This is a genomic window from Rhizobium rosettiformans (assembly GCF_016806065.1).
Lineage (GTDB): Bacteria > Pseudomonadota > Alphaproteobacteria > Rhizobiales > Rhizobiaceae > Allorhizobium.
Genome location: NZ_CP032406.1, coordinates 97,412 through 116,320 on the forward strand (window position 1 = coordinate 97,412; position 18,909 = coordinate 116,320).

The 18,909-nt window shown below is 59.3% G+C and carries 14 protein-coding genes; 10 read left to right on the plus strand and 4 right to left on the minus strand.

What is annotated here, in order from left to right:
- Nucleotides 1-73: 73 nt before the first annotated feature.
- Both D4A92_RS22045 and D4A92_RS22050 read right to left on the minus strand, forming a co-directional pair.
- Complete coding sequence (locus tag D4A92_RS22045) at nucleotides 74-1,447, minus strand: sensor histidine kinase (RefSeq protein ID WP_203020646.1); 1,374 nt, start codon at nucleotides 1,445-1,447, stop codon at nucleotides 74-76.
- Complete coding sequence (locus D4A92_RS22050; protein WP_203020648.1) at nucleotides 1,444-2,115, minus strand: response regulator transcription factor; 672 nt, start codon at nucleotides 2,113-2,115, stop codon at nucleotides 1,444-1,446. Before D4A92_RS22050 ends, D4A92_RS22045 begins: the two co-directional genes overlap by 4 nt.
- A 143-nt stretch (nucleotides 2,116-2,258) precedes the next feature.
- On the opposite strand from D4A92_RS22050, the gene D4A92_RS22055 reads away from it, so the two are divergent.
- The 10 genes from D4A92_RS22055 to D4A92_RS22100 all read left to right on the plus strand — a co-directional run bounded on the left by D4A92_RS22055 (nucleotide 2,259) and on the right by D4A92_RS22100 (nucleotide 15,678).
- The gene (locus D4A92_RS22055) at nucleotides 2,259-3,362 is read left to right on the plus strand and encodes a tripartite tricarboxylate transporter substrate-binding protein (RefSeq protein ID WP_203020650.1); all 1,104 of its coding nucleotides are present in this window, start codon (nucleotides 2,259-2,261) and stop codon (nucleotides 3,360-3,362) included.
- A gap of 99 nt (nucleotides 3,363-3,461) precedes the next feature.
- Nucleotides 3,462-5,456 (plus strand): tripartite tricarboxylate transporter permease, encoded by a 1,995-nt coding sequence (locus D4A92_RS22060; protein ID WP_425959054.1) that lies wholly within the window; start codon nucleotides 3,462-3,464, stop codon nucleotides 5,454-5,456.
- Between the two features lie 76 nt (nucleotides 5,457-5,532).
- Nucleotides 5,533-6,606, plus strand: coding sequence for a 4-oxalomesaconate tautomerase (locus tag D4A92_RS22065; RefSeq protein ID WP_203020652.1), 1,074 nt, complete (start codon nucleotides 5,533-5,535; stop codon nucleotides 6,604-6,606).
- Nucleotides 6,607-7,242: 636 nt separating this feature from the next.
- Nucleotides 7,243-7,701 carry a sigma-70 family RNA polymerase sigma factor gene (locus D4A92_RS22070; RefSeq protein ID WP_246754152.1) on the plus strand — a complete coding sequence of 153 codons (459 nt, stop codon included), beginning with the start codon at nucleotides 7,243-7,245 and terminating at the stop codon, nucleotides 7,699-7,701.
- Between the two features lie 91 nt (nucleotides 7,702-7,792).
- Nucleotides 7,793-8,755 carry a FecR family protein gene (locus tag D4A92_RS22075; RefSeq protein ID WP_203020656.1) on the plus strand — a complete coding sequence of 321 codons (963 nt, stop codon included), beginning with the start codon at nucleotides 7,793-7,795 and terminating at the stop codon, nucleotides 8,753-8,755.
- A gap of 138 nt (nucleotides 8,756-8,893) precedes the next feature.
- Nucleotides 8,894-11,380 carry a TonB-dependent siderophore receptor gene (locus D4A92_RS22080; RefSeq protein ID WP_203020658.1) on the plus strand — a complete coding sequence of 829 codons (2,487 nt, stop codon included), beginning with the start codon at nucleotides 8,894-8,896 and terminating at the stop codon, nucleotides 11,378-11,380.
- 8 nt (nucleotides 11,381-11,388) lie between these two features.
- Nucleotides 11,389-12,267, plus strand: coding sequence for an ABC transporter substrate-binding protein (locus tag D4A92_RS22085; RefSeq protein ID WP_246754153.1), 879 nt, complete (start codon nucleotides 11,389-11,391; stop codon nucleotides 12,265-12,267).
- Nucleotides 12,264-14,216: a Fe(3+)-hydroxamate ABC transporter permease FhuB gene (fhuB, locus tag D4A92_RS22090; protein ID WP_203020662.1), complete on the plus strand. Its 1,953-nt coding sequence runs from the start codon at nucleotides 12,264-12,266 to the stop codon at nucleotides 14,214-14,216. The genes D4A92_RS22085 and fhuB overlap by 4 nt, the downstream gene beginning before the upstream one ends.
- Nucleotides 14,213-14,893, plus strand: a complete 681-nt coding sequence (gene fhuF, locus D4A92_RS22095; protein ID WP_203020664.1) for a siderophore-iron reductase FhuF — start codon at nucleotides 14,213-14,215, stop codon at nucleotides 14,891-14,893. The genes fhuB and fhuF overlap by 4 nt, the downstream gene beginning before the upstream one ends.
- A complete protein-coding gene (locus D4A92_RS22100) occupies nucleotides 14,890-15,678 on the plus strand; it encodes an ATP-binding cassette domain-containing protein (protein ID WP_203020666.1) in 789 nt (262 codons plus the stop codon). Before fhuF ends, D4A92_RS22100 begins: the two co-directional genes overlap by 4 nt.
- 96 nt (nucleotides 15,679-15,774) lie before the next feature.
- Here D4A92_RS22100 and D4A92_RS22105 read toward each other — a convergent pair whose 3' ends face one another.
- Entirely contained in the window at nucleotides 15,775-16,956 is a 1,182-nt protein-coding gene (locus tag D4A92_RS22105; RefSeq protein ID WP_203020668.1) for a Fic family protein, read from the minus strand.
- 486 nt (nucleotides 16,957-17,442) lie between these two features.
- Nucleotides 17,443-18,666, minus strand: coding sequence for an ATP-binding protein (locus D4A92_RS22110; protein WP_203020670.1), 1,224 nt, complete (start codon nucleotides 18,664-18,666; stop codon nucleotides 17,443-17,445).
- Nucleotides 18,667-18,909 lie beyond the last annotated feature (243 nt).

The following is an 18,909-nucleotide window of genomic DNA, read 5'->3' on the forward strand; positions in this document are numbered from 1 at the left end:
ATCGCACGGGGTCGAACCAATGGCACCTACTCGAAATGCGGCGTGGCGATAGTGGAACAGGTTCACCCGTCACCTATTGCTGATTTAGCGGCAAACGGATCTCGAAACGTGCACCTTTTGGAGAAGGAACGCATCGGGCATTTCCTCCATGAGCTTCGGCGATATCGGCAACAATGGAAAGCCCCAGGCCGCAACCATCGCCGAAGTCGAGATCGGCTCGAAAGAAGCGATCAAAAACCCTCTCCCGAAGCTCTTCATTGATCCCGGGTCCGTCGTCCTCGACGACGATGGCAACCTCTTCCTCGGAGAAGGACAGCATGACAGCCAGCTCGCCGCCTTCGCGCAAACCGTAGCGCAATGCGTTGTCCAGGAGATTGGCCATCATCTCTTCGATCATGACGGGATCGCACAAAACAGGCTTCGGCGCCCCCTCAACTGCAAAGCCAACGGCAATGTCATTGAGAAGCTGGACCTCTGCGAAGGAGCGGATCCTGGCCGACATGAGCGCGACGAGATCGGCATGTTCGAACAAAGCGCGCAAACTACGACCGCGCACGCGCTCCAAGGAAAGCAATTGATTGGTGAGCCGTCCTGTCGCACGGGCTGACTGCGCGATGGACGCAACGCGCTCACGAAGTGTTTCCTCGTTCGGGGACGACACGGCAGCTTCCGCCTGCGTAACTATTGATGCAATCGGATTGCGAAGCTGATGAGCCGCATCAGAGATGAACGCTGACCTGATTTCAAACGCTTTCGCCAAGCGTTCGAACAGGGAGTTGGTCGTCTGGACAAGCGGGCGGAGTTCGACCGGGATCCATCGGCGGATCGGTTTTAGATCATCAGGCGTCCTTAGGCTGATTGCATTTTGAAGGTCGAGAAGAGGCTTGAGGCCCAATTTGATCCCGAACCACAGAATCAAGGCGGCTGACAGGATGATGGTCGTCAGCAGCGCAATACTCTGAAACAGAAGATCACGGCTCAAGGCGGCGCGCTGGGAGACGGTCTGCCAGACTTCAACCGTCATCCACCCCTGCAACCTCGGCTGGTTAAGGAATTCCCGAAGAACGACCGATCGCACCTCCCGCCCGAGATAGGTGCTATCAAAGAAATACGGTTTGCCGCTTTGAATGTCAGAACCATCCGGCACATCCGGCGGATCGGAATAGCCGGTCACGAACCCGCCGCCAGGCCCCGTGATGCGATAATAAACCGGATCACCTAACGCGGTCGTCAATTCTTCCAAAAGCTGTTCGGTCAGAATGTCGCCCTCGGAAATCGCCACATCGCGCGAGATTGTTAAGGCGACAGCCAGAAGGGTATTGTCGTAAAGGCTTTGAGAAAGCCGCTGCGCCTCCTCAAAGCGCGCGTAAGACGCAATGCCCGAAATCACGATCAAAGGCAGAATAAGGAGCAGGAACAGCCTTGAGCGAAGCGAAAGCCTCCTCATGTCGACCCTGCATTCAGCATGTAGCCAAGGCCGCGAGCCGTTTTGATTTCCACTTGCGTCCCGTCGAGTTTCCGGCGCAGCCTTGAGACCAAGAGCTCGATCGCATTGGCCTCCACTTCCGCGCCCGCTCCATAAAGCGACGAGAAGATCCGCTCTCTATCCATGAGCTTGCCCTTGTGGTCGAGCAAAAGCTCGAAAAGTGCGAGTTCACGTCGGGGCAGATCAATTCGCCTGTCCTTGTGCATGATGACCCGCTGCTGACGATCGTAGACGAGGTCGCCGATCTGCTCCTGCTCCGGCAAGAGCTGCGGCCTTCGGCGCGTCAGCGCTCTGAGGCGCGCCATAAGCTCTGCCATTTCGAACGGCTTCACCAGATAGTCGTCGGCGCCAGCATCGAGGCCCACCACCCGATCGGACGTCTTGCCCATGGCCGTCAGCATCAGCACCGGCGTGGTGTCCCCACGGCCGCGCATGCGCTTGGTCAGCTCAATGCCGGTCAGGCCTGGCAGATTGATGTCGATGATCGCGACATCGGCCGTCTCGGTTCGCAGGAAATTGTCTGCGGCAAGACCGTCATCGAGATGATCGACCCCATGGCCCTGATCACGCAGGGCATCCTCGATACCCTTTGCCAGGCTCTTGTTGTCTTCAACCAGAATGATCCGCACGGCGGTAGAATTCCTTTACGGACAGCTTATCGACAGCAAAACTCAGTATGAGAGCTAGAAGCAGATTTGGCGAGGAGAAATCAAGTCTGCGCAAGCTTGGAGGAAACCGGCACATCTGAGGGCCGGATTGGGAGGATTATACCATGCTGAATAACTCTTTGAGCCGCCGCACCACTTTGGGCCTGATGGCAGGGCTATTGGCAGCCGGCCTTGCAGGACCTGCTGCTGCGGAGGTCAATTTCGCAGGCAAGACGATCGAGTTCATCATTCCATTCTCGGCCGGCGGCGGATCCGACACCTGGGGCCGCTTCAATGCGCAACTGCTCGGCAAGTACCTGCCTGGCAATCCGGTTGTTGTCGTCGTCAATGAGCCGGGTGGCGGTTCGACGAAGGGAAGCAACCTGTTTGCGGCTCGCGCCAAGCCCGATGGCTTGATGATCCTCGGGACATCGGCTTCGACGCAATTCCCCTATCTGCTCGGGGATCCGCGCGTCCGCTACGATTACAAGGACTGGAAGATCGCGATGGCGGGCCCGACAGGCGGCGTTGTCTACACAACACCGTCTCTCGGCCTGAAAAGCGTCGACGACATTGCCATGCTCAAGGGCAAGGATCTCGTCTATGCAAGCCAAGGCGCAACCTCGCTCGATCTGGTTCCGCTTCTTGGCTTCAAGGCGATGGATCTCAACGTGCAACACGTCTTCGGCTTCAAGGGTCGCGGCGATGGCCGCCTCTCCTTCGAGCGCGGAGAAGTCAACATCGATTTCCAGACCTCGTCTGCCTACATCAAGAATGTCCAGCCATTGGTCGAGGCCGGGCAGGCAGTTCCTCTCTTCAGCCTCGGCGTGCTCGACGAAGCGGGCAATGTGGTTCGCGACCCGACCTTCCCCGACCTGCCAACCTATCCAGAAGCCTATGAAAAGCTGACGGGCGAGAAGCCCAGCGGCCCGGCTTACGATGCCTATATGGCCTTTTATGTCGCGGGTTTCCCGGCGCAGAAGATGGTGTTCCTGCCAAAGGATACGCCCGATGACATCATCGCCGCCTACCAGAAGGCCTTCGAAGACATGAAGGCGGACCCTGCCTACAAGGAAAGTGCCGACGCCGTTCTCGGCACCTATGAACAGGTCACGGGCAACCTTGCCCAGGCCCTCTTCGAAAAGGCGACCGCTTTGTCGCCGGAGCTGCGCCAGCAGGTCGCGACCATGCTTGCCACTGATTACGGCGTAAAGCTCGGTCAGGAATGACCCTGACCCGGCGGGTTTTCTAGCAAAACCCGCCACCCCCTGCCCCATCACAAGTCTTTTCAATGCCGCCTTTCAGGTGGCAAACGCGGAGCCACGGCCGTGATCGATACCCTATTCACAGCGCTCGCCGAATTGCTGAGCTTTCAGCACCTCGCCTATATGGTCCTGGGCATATTTGTCGGCCTGGTCATCGGCGTGCTCCCGGCACTCGGCGGCATCGCTGGCCTGTCACTCCTGATCCCGTTCATCTACGGTATGGACCAGGTCTCGGCACTAGCCATGCTGATCGGCCTGGTCGCGATCATGCCGACAGGCGATACATTTTCATCCATCCTCCTGGGCATCCCCGGCGGCTCGTCCAGCCAGGCAACCGTGCTCGACGGCTTTCCCCTGGCGAAGAAGGGCGAAGCTGCAAGAGCCCTTTCCACCGCCTTCTTCTCATCCATGTTCGGCGGCGTCTTCGGTGCCATCGTGCTCACCGGTTTCGTCTTCATTGCGCGCCCGGTCATTCTTGCGTTCGGATCGGCAGAGCTCTTCATGCTGGCTGTTCTGGGTCTGTCGATGGTCGCAGTGCTTTCCGGCCGCAGCCTGGTCAAGGGGTTGGCATCCTGCACGCTTGGACTGGTCATCGGCACGATCGGTGCGGCACCGGCGACCGGTGAATTCCGTCTCGTCTTCGACGTCACCTATCTCTACGACGGGCTCCCCCTGGTCGTGGTCGGGATGGGCGTTTTCGCCATCCCTGAGATCATCGATCTGATGCGCGCCAATTCGGCCATCGCCGGCAACATGCCGCTCGGCAAGGGCTGGACCCAAGGCATCCGGGACTGGGCGGCAAACTGGTTTCTGTCGCTGCGTTGTGCTGCGGTCGGCTGCATCGTCGGCGTGATCCCGGGCCTTGGCGGCTCCGTCGTCGACTGGATTGCTTACGGCCACGCCGTGCAGACCACCAAGGACAGTTCCAACTTCGGCAAGGGCGACATCCGCGGCGTGATCGCGCCTGAAAGCGCAAACAATGCGATGACCGGTGGAGCCATGCTGCCGACCGTCCTCTTCGGCATTCCCGGATCAGGGGCCATGGCGGTCTTCCTCGGTTGCATGGTGCTGATCGGGATTGAGCCCGGTCCGTCCATGGTCACCACCGATCTCCACCTGACCTACACGATGATCTGGTCGCTGGCGCTCGCCAATATCATTGGTGCCGGTGCCTGTGTGATGCTCGCAAAGCCGATTGCCGGCCTCACCAAGGTCCCCTTCCAGTACATGGCCCCCTTCATGATGGTCATGATCAGCTTCGCCGCTTTCCAATCGACCCGGTCGGTGCAGGATCTCGTGGCCCTGCTGGCATTGGGGGTCGTCGGCGTCCTGATGAAGCGCTTCGGCTGGTCGCGTCCGGCTCTTCTGATCGGCTTCGTGCTCGCACCACAGGCAGAGACGTTCTTCTACCAGACGCTTCAGTTCAATGGCTGGTCGTTCCTTGCGCGACCCGGCGTGATCATCATCGGCCTCCTCACGCTGGCATCCATCTACTTCGGGCTTCGCAACCGCGTGGACGAGCATGGCGAGATCGTCGACCCGTCCGACAAGGTTCCGGATGTACCGCAGTTTCGCGCCCATCTTCCGCAGATTGCGTTCGCCATTCTGATCCTCGGCATCATGGGCATGGCGTTGATGGACTCGCTGCAACGAGACTTCCTGGGCCAGGTGTTTCCGCTTTCGGTCTCGATCATCGGCCTGGTGATGCTCGGAATCCTGATCTGGCAACTCGGCTTCGCAGAGACCGGGCACCACTCGCATTTCGATACCGAACTGCCGGGCGAGGAGAGCAGCCGGATTGCTGTTCACGGAGTGTGGGCAGGCCTCGTCTGGATCGCCGCACTTGTCGGACTGGTTGCACTGGTCGGCTTCGTCCTTGGCGTGGTGATATTCTTCCTTGCCTTCATGCGCATGCGGGTGCGGGCTTCCTGGGTGCAAAGCCTTCACCTGACGGCCTGGGCCGTCGGCGGCTGCATCCTCGCGGCCTGGGCGCTGTCTCTCAACTTCCCCAGCGGTGTGCTCCAAGACTTCGCAGACTTCCCCTGGCCGCTCCGGTGAGGCCATCGCCAGTCGGCTCGGGGAGACCCGAGCCGACCTGTTTCCCTGAATTTCGTTCTATCGATGGAGACCAGTTATGGCGCAGACTGCCATTCCCTTCCTGTTCATGCGCGGCGGCACATCCCGCGGCCCCTATTTCCGTCGCGAAGATCTGCCAAGCGAACTCGGCGACCTGGAGCGCGTTCTGGTGGCCGCTCTTGGCTCCGGCCATCCGCTGAATATCGACGGCATCGGAGGCGGCACGGCGGTTACGACCAAGGTGGCCATGCTCTCGAAGTCGAAGGAACCGGGTTGTGATGTCGATTACTTCTTCGCGCAAGTGAGCGTCGCGGACCGGAAAGTCGATTTCAAGCCGACTTGCGGCAATATCCTGTCGGGTGTCGGCCCGGCGGCCATCGAACTCGGCATCGTGCCGACAACCGGTGACGTGACGCGCGTACGCATCCATTCGGTCAATACGGGCGCAAAGGTGGAAGCGATCGTCCAGACTCCGGGCGGCGTCGTCGCCTATGAGGGCGATGCCGCAATCGACGGCGTGCCGGGAACAGCCGCTCCCATCTATCTGAATTTTATGGACGTGGTGGGATCAACGACGGGTGCTCTGCTGCCGACCGGCAATCTGACCGACGAGATCGACGGCGTGACCGTCACCTGCATGGACGTTGCCATGCCCATCGTCATCGCACGGGCCGAGGCCTTCGGGCTTTCGGGCTATGAGACCGTGGAAGAACTGGACGCGAACCGCGCATTTTATGAGCAAATGGAGCCAATAAGGCGCAAGGCGGGCTTGCTGATGGGAATGGGCGAGGTTGAGAATTCTGTCGTACCCAAATTCGCCATCCTCGCTCCCCCGCGCCGAGGAGGGACAATAACTGCGCGGTACTTCATGCCATTCAACTGCCATCCTACCATGGCCGTCACGGGCGCGCAGTGCCTCGCCTCCTGCGTTCTCACACCTGGTACGGTCGCTACAGGCCTCGCCACTCATCCTGCTGGCAATCCGGCGCTGGTACTACTTGAACATCCAAGCGGCGTTATCGATGTCACCGTTGACTATGAAGACAACACGGCAGGCTTTGTCCTGAAGTCGGCAGGCTTGTTGAGAACTGCAAGGCTGCTCGCCAGAGGCGATGTGCTTGTGCCGAACTGAGCGTCTGCGGTCCTAAACCTATTTGATTGGACGGCTCGCCCTGGGCCGTCCAGAAGTTGTTGTTCTTCCCAGAGTAGGCGCGAGGGCCCAGGGAGCCGATGGCTCTTGGAACTGGGGGTATAGCGCACGCCTCAGCGACTCGAGCGAGACCGCTGGTGTCTCTCGCCTTGATGGGATATGAATCGTCGGCGCAGTCATGTCGACGAGTCCGTCAAATTGATCACTGCACTATTACAAGCGGATGTGGATCACTTTCATAGTTTAGCACTAAATCCGATAGCGTCTGAGAACGCCTGACCGCACCAATGTCCACGATATCGCTCAGCGGCCTGATGCGACCCATATGGGTAGCTGCCCCAGTTTCATCCAATTGGCGCCGGGTCCGGACTTGCATGCTTTGGGCATAAGAGAATAACATGAGTATGATCGACATGTTTTTCCCGCAGCATCTGGCAAGAGTTCGCCCCCGTGAATCCATCGACAATTTCGCTTCCGAAACGATCTAAACTAGGATCACACCTGGATGCGTAGCCACGATTGTGACGCTTCTCAACTCTGTCGAAATGCATCGTTGCGAAAGGCAGGCAGCAATTGAGTTGGGACATCAACAATCTGTTTCGTCGTCATGCTGCGGGCATGGCACGCTCGCTTCAGCGCAGCGGGTTCAGTCCCGATGTCGCGGCCGATCTGACGCAAGATGCCTTCGTGCGCGTGATAGCAAAGCCTCCCGGGCAAGCCGCAGAGAACCACAATCCCGGCGCCTATCTTTACCGAGCGGCCCGAAATCTTGGGATCAATCACAAGCGGCGCGAAGCGCTGATCCAGACGGTGCCGCTTGATGACGAGGAGGCGATCAACGTTGCCGATCCGGCCCCGTCCCCGGAGAGAATCGTCTATTCTCGTCAATGCCTCGTGCAAACGCACCAAGCCCTGTCCGAACTGCCGGAACGGACCAGACAGGCCTTCGAGATGCACCGGCTTGGCGAAAGGACGATCGCCGAGGTGGCGGAAGAACTCGGCATATCGACCACAAGGGCCTGGTCCCTGATCCGCGACGCCTATCGTCATCTGGTCCTGCGCGTGGATGTGCTCTGAATTCTCGGCCAAAGGGCGGAAAATTCGCAATGCTCGTTTGTATCGAGTATCAGAGGCGGCTGAGACTGCCACGCCCTGCGGAAGAGATCAGATGACCGAGACGATATCCGATCAGCAAAGATTGCTGGATGAAGCGATCGATCTGATGATCCGGCAGCAAAATGATCCCGACAATCCCGTATCAGACGAGTTGATACGGGCGTGGCGTGCGCGTAGCCGACGGCATGAGGACATCTGGGCTCGTGTCTCCCGGGTTCACGGTGCATCGGGAGCGCTTCTGAGCGAGAAGCGGCGCATCGAACGCAGCGAGAGCCTGGGGCTGACGCGCCGCAATTTCATGGTTGGAGGCCTAACAATTCTGGGGCTTGGATCGGCAGCCTATTCCTTCGCACCAGGCATGCTGCTGGAGGCCCGTGCAGACCACATGAGCCCGAAGGGGGAGATCCGCCGGATCACGTTGCCCGACGGCAGCATTGCGACCCTCGGCCCCGAAAGCGCCATCGCCGTAAACTTTGAGACAGAGCGGCGCGAGATCGAACTCCTGGCCGGCATGTGCTTTTTCGAGGTGGCCAAGGAACTGAACCGACCGTTCTCGGTCGTCTGCAAGGATTTGCGCGCAACGGCTCTCGGAACCGCCTTCGACGTCTCGAACGACAATGACAGCGTGACGGTTACCGTCGATCATGGCCTCGTGGATGTGCACGCCTCGAATGCGCTGCTTCAGGCCGGCGTCCAGCTTGGAGACGGACAATGGCTCACGATGGATGCGGACTCGGGTCGGATCGATCGTGGCCGACGGGAAGGCGGTCAGATCGCGGCATGGCGCGACAACTTGATCATCGCGGAGGAGGAAACGGTAAACGCGCTTGTCGCTCGCATCGGCCGCTGGCTACCGGGACGCATCGTCATGGCTGATCCGTCCGTCGGAGCCCTACGCGTCAGCGGTATTTTCGACCTCACCGATCCTCTTCGCACGCTCGAAGCAGTGGTTCATCCGACAGGCGCCCGCGTCCGCCGGGTCACCTCCTTCGTCACGGTGATTTCGCCTCTGTGAGCCCGATCAGAAAAAACATGAGCAAAAGAGTGAAAAATTCCGGAGCCCGACTGTAACAGTCTCAGGGACAGAAGACGGATGATGCTTAGCACGGCCTGTCCCTGCACACGCGTTGCAGAGTTGGAGAGGTTAGAGGCTATGGGGCACGGTTTTAATCGTAGAGTTTTCAATGGCAAGGTGAGAGCGCTGGCGGCCGCGCTTCTGGTGTCGACCGCGGTCGGCGCAGGCCTGACCGCCCCAGTCGATCAGGCCTTTGCGCAAAGCCGCGCGCAGACGTCCTTTTCCGTTCCAGCCGGCCCACTGCACCGCGCCCTGACCATCTTCGGTCGGCAGGCCGGCTTGCAGGTCACCTATCTGTCAGCCGCGGCGACGGGCAAGACGTCCCCCGGATTTTCCGGCTCGGCACCGCGCGAACAGGCGCTTGCCGAAATCCTTGCCGGCTCCGGCCTCACCTATTCCTTTCCGAATGTCGGCACGGTCGCGATTTCGGCACCGGCGCCAGGCGTCGGCAATCTAGCCAGTGACGGCTCGACGCAGTTGAACACGATCGAGGTCCAAGGAGAAAACGCCTGGGGGCCGGTCGATGGCATCGTGGCAACCCAAAGTGCGACCGGGACGAAGACCGGCACACCGCTAAAGAACACGCCGCAGGCCGTCAACGTCGTCACCCGAGACCAGATGGAAGCGCAGGGTGCCGCAACCGTAACCCAGGTCCTGCGCTATACGCCGGGCGTCGTGGCGCAGTATTCGGATACCGATGTCAGGCATGACTGGTTGACCGTTCGCGGTTTCGTGCCGGGCCGATACCGCGATGGATTGCGGCTTCCCTTCGGTGCGCGCGGATACTCCCAGCCGAAGATCGAGCCCTATGGTCTGGAGCGTACCGAGATCCTGAAGGGCCCGGCTTCCGTGCTTTACGGTCAGGGCTTGCCCGGCGGCATGCTCAACATGGTGAGCAAGCGTCCTCGCGATGAGGAAATCAGGGAAGTCGAACTGCAGTATGGCACTCACGATCGCTTCCAGGCAGCTTTCGATGTCGGCGGAAAGCTCGATGAAGAAGGAACGTTGCTCTATCGCATGGTCGGCGTCGGCCGGCTGAGCGATACGCAGTACGACTATGTCGAGGAGCGTAAGGGCTATATCGCGCCTTCCTTCACCTTCCAGCCGTATGGCGGAACGTCGCTGACCATTCTGGGCGAATACCAGAACATCGATTCTCCCGGTGGCGGTGGCGCCCCGGCGCTGCCGGCGAATGGTACACTCTACACGGATGTCTATGCCGAACTGCCGCGCGACGCCTTCCTCGGGGAACCTGGCTATGATCGCTTCCGGAACGAGCAGGCTTTCGTCGGCTACGAGTTCGCCCATGAATTCGACGAGATGTGGACCTTCAAACAGAACCTGCGTTACGGATATGTCGACACCGACACCCAGCGCGTGCAGGCCTATTGCGCCTCGGCTGCCTCGTGCCACCCTTCATCCCTCTTGCGCTATGCCTGGGCCTTCCCGGAAAGCTCGCGTCTCTTCACCGTCGACAATCAGGCAATCGCCCGCTTCTCGACCGGGGACGCGTCCCATACCGCAATCTTCGGCCTGGACTATTCCTTTGAGGACAGCCGCTTCGAGGAATCGGCCCTGTCGGTGATCACCACACCCTTCAACGTTTACGACCCGGTTTACGGTGCAACAAGCATCACGAGACCGGCAACGGCACTTCGCATCGATCAGGATCGTTCGCAGGCAGGCCTTTACGCGCAAGACCAGATCGAATGGGGCAAGGCGGTCTTTTCGCTTGGCGGCCGGTATGACTGGGCCAGCACGGAAACGCGCAACCGGACCAGCAGCGCGGATACGACCGTCGACCAGAACGATGGCAAGTTCACCTGGCGAACCGGACTCGTCTACAATTTCGACAACGGCTTCTCTCCGTATGCGAGCTATTCGACCTCGTTCAATCCGGCGAGCGGCACCAGCAGGCTCGGCGTACCGTTCGACCCCACTACGGGCGAGCAGTTCGAGGTCGGCATGAGATACCAGCCTGAAGGCATGAACAGCTTCATCTCCGTGTCGGCCTACCAGTTGACGCAGCAGAATGTGCTGACGCCGGACCCGGTGAACACCAGCTACCGTGTGCAGACAGGCGAGGTGCGCATGCGCGGTCTCGAGCTTGAAGGCAAGGCCGAACTCAATGATGCTTTCTCGGTCATTGCCTCCTACGCCTATACCGACAGCGAAATCACCCGCGACAATCCGAATGCCTCCGCCGTCAGCAACCAGGGCAAACGCCTTGCATTCGTGCCGGAACACCAGGCGGCTCTTTGGCTGGATTATAGCGTCCAGTCCGATAGCGCCTGGGGCGGTCTGAGCTTCGGCGGCGGCGCGCGTTATGTCGGCCAGACCTACGGCGACAATGCCAATGTCTATGATGTGCCCGGCTACACCCTGTTCGATGCGGCCCTCCGATACGATTTCGGCAAGGCGGATCCCAAGATGGAGGGGCTCAAGGCCTCTCTCAACGTCAGCAACCTCTTCGACAAGAAGTATGTCTCCTCCTGCATCGGCACCACCGGTTGCTATTGGGGCGAAGGGCGCACGGTCTACGGAACGCTGAAATACAGCTGGTGACGGTCTCCGTGAAACGCAGTTCCAATCAAGCCTTGTCGCGGCGGAGCTTTTCCGCCGCGATCCTGGCCCTTGTGACCATACCGAAGTATGCCTTCGCAGATGCGACCAAGCCTCGGATTGCCGTGCTCGACTGGGCCTGGGCCGAAACCCTGCTAGCGCTTGGTTCTCGCCCCTATGCGATTGCGGAGGCCGAACTCTACAGGGAACGCGTGGTCACGCCTGAAATGCCAAGCGACGTGATCGACCTTGGCTTGCGCTCATGGCCCAACATGGAGCTGCTCAAATCCCTTCAACCGGATCTGATCCTCACCCAAGCTGGTTATGGCGTGCAGGCGGCATCGCTTGAGCCGATCGCGCCGACACTGGCCTTGCCGCTTTTCACAGCTGAGCGCCGCCCGCTGCAACTTGCTGAAGCCGGCCTCGATGCTATCGCCGCGCAATTGCAGCGCGAGCAGCAAGCCCTCCAATACAAGGCCTTGTTCGAGCAGACACTGTCAGAAATCCGAACCAGTCTGCATTCCTATGACGGAAGCCCTCTGCTGATCGTCAAATTCGCTGACGAGCGCATCCTCGACATATACGGCCCTGGCAGTCTGTTTCATGACGTACTGGGCAAACTCGGCCTTGAAAACGCCTGGACCGAGACTGGCAATCAATGGGGTTTCTCGACGTCGGGGCTGGATACGATTGCACGAAACCCGGAGGCAAGGCTCGTCATCATCGAGCCGGGCCCACCCGAGAAACTTGTTGGAAGCGATTTGTGGAGAGCAATTCCATCCGTAAAGGCAAACCGGGTTGTGACCATCCCGCCGACTTGGGTCTTCGGCGCGCTGCCGTCTGCGATGCGCTTTGCGACCATCCTCGGAAAGGCGCTGCAACCGGCATGAGGCACCGACCCTTCCTTCTGTTCATATTGCTGCTTTTGTCTGCACTGGCGCTGACCATTCTGGGCTACAGCAGCCATGTTCCCCTGTCCCGCATCATAGCGGCGATCCTCGATCCTGCGCCGGACAGCTTTGGCGAAACCTATCTGCACTACGCCCTTCTTCCCCGCATTTTTGTGGCGCTGTTTGCTGGAGCTGCCCTGTCCTTGGCAGGTGTGGTCTTCCAGCAGGTTCTGAAGAACCCGCTCGCCGAACCCAGCACGCTGGGACTTCTGTCCGGCGCTCAGCTTGCCATCACGCTCGCGGCACTCGCCGCACCGGGCATGGCGGTTTGGTCCATCGAGTTAGCCGCGATCACCGGAGCCCTAGCGACGCTGGGGCTTGTCATGCTGCTCGCGTTGAAAGGAGGTTTTTCCCCGGTCACCATGCTCCTCGCCGGCATGATCGTCAGTTTCTTTGCAGGCACTGCATCGGTCGTCCTTGCGCTCTTCAATCATGAATATCTGCGCTCTGTTTTCATCTGGGCCAGCGGCTCGCTCGTTCAGAACGACTTTTCCAATGCCGTGGCACTGGCCTGGCGTTTGGCCGTCTGCATCCCGATGCTTGTGCTTCTCGCCCGACCGCTGGCGATTGCCGGGCTCGACGATGCAAGCGGCCGCAGTCTCGGCGTACCCATCCGGACACTGAGGCTGGCCGCCTTGTTTCTCGCATCGGTTCTCGCCGCCTTCGTCGTGGCAAGGGTCGGCGTCATCGCCTTCATCGGGCTTGCGGCGCCGCACCTGGCGAGATTTGCAGGCGCCCGAACCTTCTCGGAGCGCTTGTTGTGGTCGCCGCTTCTGGGCGGAGCACTGCTGCTTCTTGCCGATGGTACTGTCCTAGTCATGGCGCGCTATATCGCCGAGGTGCCCACCGGCACGGCCACCGCATTTTTTGGTGCCTTCCTGCTGCTTGTGCTTTTGAAGAACATGCCCGTGGCGGCGCTTCAGGCCGAAGCCCGCACGCAAGCCTATATTCCGCGCCATCGGCCATACTTCGCCTTGCTCATTGCGATAGCTCTGATGGGCGTAATCGCCGTCTTTTCCCTGACCGAGCAGTTGTTCGTCGACAACCTTCCATCGGCGGAACTGTTTTCGGGTCGATGGCCGCGCGTTCTGGCAGCGGCCTCGGCCGGCGGCATGCTGGCGCTTGCCGGCACGATCATGCAGTCGGTCACGGCTAATCCGCTGGCAAGCCCCGAAGGTCTCGGAGTAAGCTCGGGGGCCGCTCTCGGCATTGTCGCGACCCTTCTGCTGGCCGGCACCTTCTCTCCGCTGATCATGTTGCTGGGCGGCATTGGCGGGGCGCTCGCGACATTTCTGGTGATGATGGCCATCACAGCCAAATCCGCCCACGCGCCGGGACCGGTCCTGCTCGCGGGCGCCGCCATCGGCACCTTTGCCGCCACGCTGATCACGCTCGTGCTCGCAAGCGGTGATCCGCGTGCGGTCTACGTGCTGGCCTGGTCGATGGGGCCGACCTACCGCGCAACCGCAATCACCGGCTTAGCGGGACTGGCCGTGTTTTTGGTGGCTCTCGCCATGCTTCCGCTTTTTCGGCGCTGGCTGCAAATCCTGCCGCTCGGAGACCAGGCGGCGCGCGAACTGGGGCTTGCCCCAGGACGGTCCCGGACCGCGCTCCTGTCGCTTGCTGCCGTCCTGACAGCCAGCGCGACCTTGATCGTCGGCCCCTTGAGCTTCGTCGGACTGATCGCGCCCCATACCGCGGCGATGATCACGCCTCCAAAACCGCTGAACCGAGCCTTGTGCGCGGCCTCCATCGGAGCAGCCTTGATGACGGCGGCTGACTGGCTCGGTCGCAGCATTCACTTCCCCTACGAGATCCCGGCGGGCGTCCTGGCAGCCTTTGTTGGTGGCCCTTACTTCCTCTGGCTTCTTTACCGGAGACACCCATGAGCGGGATCAGCAGTCCGCAGGATCTGCTCCAAGGATTGAGCGGTCCGCTGGCACCGATCAGGGACAGACTGTCCTGTGGTCCGGAAATTCGCAGGATCGTGCCGTCCGTAGACGTTCTGGAAGCCGACACCTTTGCGGTCATCATCCAAAGCTATGCCCGCCGCTTCGGCGTCGAACCCGACCGTCATCTGGTTTCCCTTTGGTCGCAGAAATATCTGGCGACGGTGATCATCCCCGTCATGGCGCTGTCGATGATCGGAGGAAGAGCCGTGAAAGCAGACATCGAGACCATAGCAATTGTCGTCGATGAAGACGGCGAACCTGTCGCAATGCGTCTCCCATCTTCTTTCACCGCCGAGGACGCAGGCCAGGCAGCCGCCCTGCTCGTCTCGACCCACCTGACCGCGCTCGTCGATGCCCTGGCACATTGGAGTGGATTGTCGAGGAAAGTCTTCTGGGGCAACGCAGCGCATTATCTCGAGTGGATTGTCCGGCAGCTTCCCGGGGGAAACCCTGGCTTTGCCCTGCCCGCCCCGATGACGGATGCCATCCGCTACGTCGAGGAGAACGGGCTGCGCGTGCGCCGCCGGAAAGTCTGCTGCCTGAGGGATCGGGTTCGGGGCATCGAGGATTGCGGCAGTCTCTGCCCAGATCGAGTAAAGAGGATCAAACCTTGAACAGACAGAGATCGACCTTCTCTCTTTCCAACGTCGCCTTCAACGTGGCCGAGCGGCCCATTCTTGCACCACTGACGCTCGAGATCCCGATGAATGGCCAGGTTCTCGGACTGATCGGACACAACGGCTCCGGCAAATCGACGCTTCTGAAGCTGCTGGCGCGTCAACAAGCGCCCAGCAGCGGTATCATCACTCTGGACGGTCGGCCCCTCGACACCTGGAGCGACCGGCCGTTGGCGCGCAAGGTCGCCTATCTGGCGCAGCATTTACCCTCGGCGGCGGGAATGACCGTCCGCGAACTTGTATCGCTTGGACGATATCCCTGGCACGGGGCCCTCGGTCGGTTCGGCGAGATGGACAGGCAAAAGACCGACGAGGCGATGGCATTGACCGGTGTCACGCCCCTCGCCGACCGCCTCGTCGACACCCTTTCCGGCGGCGAACGACAACGCGCCTGGCTCGCCATGCTGGTGGCTCAGGATACAGAATGCCTGTTGCTCGACGAACCAATCTCGGCCCTCGACATCGCTCATCAGATAGAGGTTCTTTCTCTGGTGCGGAAACTGTCTCATGAAAAAGGCCTCGGCATGATCATCGTCCTGCATGACGTGAACATGGCGGCGCGGTTCTGTGACGCCATAATCGCTCTTCATTCCGGCCAGTTGATCATGCAAGGGGCGCCAGAGTTGGTCATGACGCCGGAAACACTGCAGCGCATCTATGGTTTGCCGATGGACGTCATGCAGCATGAACCAACCGGAAAACCTCTAGCGATTGCCAGATAAAGCGGGCGCATTAAATCGCTGAAGCGGGTTGCGTACAAATGGTGGAGGAATGGATCACGCTCTTGATGAAAATCAAACCTCCGCACCATCTATTTGTCATGAATTGAGAGGCAAAGGATCGGTGCCTTCGCTTAGAATTGCGAGATATCGTCGATAGCTGAACACGCGGCCACGCTTACGGCCGGTAACCTCTTCAACGATGCCCAATCGCTCTAGATCGGCGAGTGCGGCGTTGACCGTTGGTGCCGACAGCCCCGTTACCTGAACAATCTGGTTCGCCGTGTGAAAAGGATTCTGCTGGAAAAGCTCGTGAATACGAAGGGCCGACCCCGCTCTATCGCTCTCCATCGTGATCCGCTCGCGATCTTCTTTGAAAAGGTCGATGATCTGGGTCGCAGCCTCAAACGCTTGATTGGCAGTATCGGCAACGCCGGCCAGGAAAAAGTCCAGCCAAGCTTCCCAATTTCCATGCTCACGGACCTCCTGCAATAACCGATAATATTCTCTCCGATGGGACTTTAGATAGAGGCTGAGGTAGAGCAGCGGCTTTCGCAAAACCGCGTTTATGCAAAGATACAGGGTTACAAGCAGACGGCCGATGCGACCATTGCCATCGAGAAACGGATGGATCGTTTCAAACTGCACATGCAGCAGGCCAGCTTTGATTAGCGCCGGTAGACGCGATTGGTCGTCATGCATGAAGCGCTCGAACGCATCCAGGCAACCGGCCATTTCAGTGACGGGCGGCGGTACAAAGAGTGCGTTACCGGGCCGCGTCCCACCTATCCAATTCTGCGAGCGGCGAAACTCTCCAGGATCCTTGGTGCCTCCTCGTCCACTCTGCAGGAGCCTGGCGTGCATCTCACGGATCAGACGCAACGACATGGGCAGCGTTTCCAGCCGCTCCAAACCATACATCATGGCGTTAACATAGTTGGATACTTCACGGATATCGTCCACCGGCTGCCCGGCTTGAGCTTCGGTCTCAAACCGCAAGAGATCAGAAAGCGTGGACTGTGTGCCTTCAATCTGCGAGGAAAGAACAGCTTCCTTTCTCACATACATATACAGAAACAGCTCCTGTCTCGGCAGCAGCATTGTGATACCATCCAGACGTCCCAGCGCGCGCTCAGCCAAGCTGAGGCGCTCTAACAACGAAAGCACATCAATGGCCGGTTCGGGCGGCAATGGTGGGGGCACGAACGCACGCACCGTTTCACTGGCGGCGACCGTCTCGACGAAACGACCCAGGCGGCTTTCGGATTGGGAATCAGACATACCCAAATATCAGCCGCGCCCGTTATTTAAGCAAGGCGCATTTCATTTAATTAATCGACAGACTTAGATAAGCTCGCTTAATTAACGCGCTGACAGTGAACCCGCCTGCGAACTAAATCACCGCTTCCGTCTCTCGCCTCCGCAAAGGAACGCCGCTGACGTGCCGCGTTGAGCGGCGGCTTCAGAAGCCGTGAATTAAGCTGGTGAATGTCCGGATTGAAGGCGCAAAGCGGATCCAGTCCTTCAAGAGGCTCACGCAAGAATCTGGGACGGCCCTGCAACATGCAGGGCCGCCCCTTATATCATGCACTAATGCCCAGCCTTGTCTTTTGCTGCTCCTCTCTTGTCACAAGTACAGAAGGAGAGGGCGCGAAACTACGCCACAATTGCGCACCTTCGCCTTGAGTGGAAATCGAACGAGAGATCAGGTCCTTGTCTCCAAATTCTCACTAATGCTGAGATGTGGAGCGCCAATCGTATTTCCAGCTAATGCCACAACGCCGAGATTGGCACAGCGGACAAACGCTCGCCGAATGGGATCACTTTGTCATGGTCATACAAGACCATACCTGAAACAAATTGTTCCCCCGTTGTTTCAGCCAGAATTCGGAGCCCAGAAAAATCAGAACTCGTAACGGATGCTGCAGCTTTGATCTCGATACCGACAATCCTTCCCCGCCTATCCTCTATAACAATATCGACTTCGTTCTGCTGCTTGTCACGAAAATGCGAAAACTCAAATCGGGTATCCGCGGCACTGGCGAGTTTCAGAATCTCTCCGAATACGAAAGTTTCCAGCAACGCACCAAACTGCCCCCTGTCATGGCGGAGTCTATCAAGAGAGAGGTCGCGCAGAGATGCGAGAAGGCCAGAATCGAAGAAATGGATTTTGGGGGTCTTAGTCAGGCGTTTTAGCTTGTTGGAAAACCAGGGCTGAACTGTTCGGACAAGGAAAAGGCTCTCGAATATGCCGACATACTTCTGCGTTGTAACGTGATTCATCCCGATAGCGGCGCCGATACCGGAATAGTTCACCAGTTGTCCAGAATGCTCTGCCAAGATGCGCAGCAAGCGGGGCATTTGTGCAATCTGTTCGATCTGCGCAACATCGCGCACGTCGCGTTGGACGATCGCTTCGACATAGTCCTCGTACCAGTCCTGTCTGCGACTCAGAGTTCTTCGGCCCAAAGCCTCAGGGTATCCACCGGCCAGCACCGCCGCCAAAAGATCATCGCCGATGATTGCTTCTCCGCCCTTGGCTTCATTCTGAAAGGCGTCGCGCAGAAAGTTGCTGCTGGCATTTCTCATCTCGCTTTGCGCGAGCGGAAGCAAGCGAACCACCTCCATCCGCCCTGCGAGCGAGTCCGACACGCGCGGCAGGGTCATGAGATTGGCTGAAGCGGTCAGAAGGAAGCGTCCCGGACGCTGATCGGTATCGACGCTTTCCTTGATTGCCAGCAGAAGCTCGGGAGCACGCTGGATCTCATCGATAACAGCCCGATCTATACGTCTGACAAAACCAACAGGATCGTCCCGCGCTGCGTCCAGGGTGGTCGCATTATCAAGAGTGTAGTACTCCATGGCCTGGGTGGCGATCTTCTTTGCCAGGGTCGTCTTCCCGGATTGGCGGGGCCCAACGATGAGCACAACTCGAGTGTCCGACATGGCGTCGGCTACGCGTTGCTCGACAAGCCTCGGATAATGCGCCACAGCGATACTCCTTCGATGACCATTCGCAAATACGCGGATGACCAATTGAAAGTCAAGCTATGACCATCTGAAACCCTAGAGGCACCCCTTTTTAATGAGAAACCATGGGCCGTTTGCATGAAGGGTGCCAACGCAGGCCGCGAAGACGTCAATGTGGCGTAACCGTTAATTATGGAAGTTTTGCCAGCTGGCTTGAAAGTGGACAGCTGGGGGAACATCGGCGTGGAAGTAGTGCCGAGCCCA

Bases quoted from the DNA above. Each gene is read 5' to 3' on its own strand.
- D4A92_RS22045 (WP_203020646.1), bottom strand. From the start codon at position 1,447: ATGAGGAGGCTTTCGCTTCGCTCAAGGCTGTTCCTGCTCCTTATTCTG.
- D4A92_RS22055 (WP_203020650.1), top strand. From the start codon at position 2,259: ATGCTGAATAACTCTTTGAGCCGCCGCACCACTTTGGGCCTGATGGCA.
- D4A92_RS22065 (WP_203020652.1), top strand. From the start codon at position 5,533: ATGGCGCAGACTGCCATTCCCTTCCTGTTCATGCGCGGCGGCACATCC.
- D4A92_RS22070 (WP_246754152.1), top strand. From the start codon at position 7,243: ATGGCACGCTCGCTTCAGCGCAGCGGGTTCAGTCCCGATGTCGCGGCC.
- D4A92_RS22075 (WP_203020656.1), top strand. From the start codon at position 7,793: ATGACCGAGACGATATCCGATCAGCAAAGATTGCTGGATGAAGCGATC.
- D4A92_RS22080 (WP_203020658.1), top strand. From the start codon at position 8,894: ATGGGGCACGGTTTTAATCGTAGAGTTTTCAATGGCAAGGTGAGAGCG.
- fhuB (WP_203020662.1), top strand. From the start codon at position 12,264: ATGAGGCACCGACCCTTCCTTCTGTTCATATTGCTGCTTTTGTCTGCA.
- fhuF (WP_203020664.1), top strand. From the start codon at position 14,213: ATGAGCGGGATCAGCAGTCCGCAGGATCTGCTCCAAGGATTGAGCGGT.
- D4A92_RS22105 (WP_203020668.1), bottom strand. From the start codon at position 16,956: ATGTCTGATTCCCAATCCGAAAGCCGCCTGGGTCGTTTCGTCGAGACG.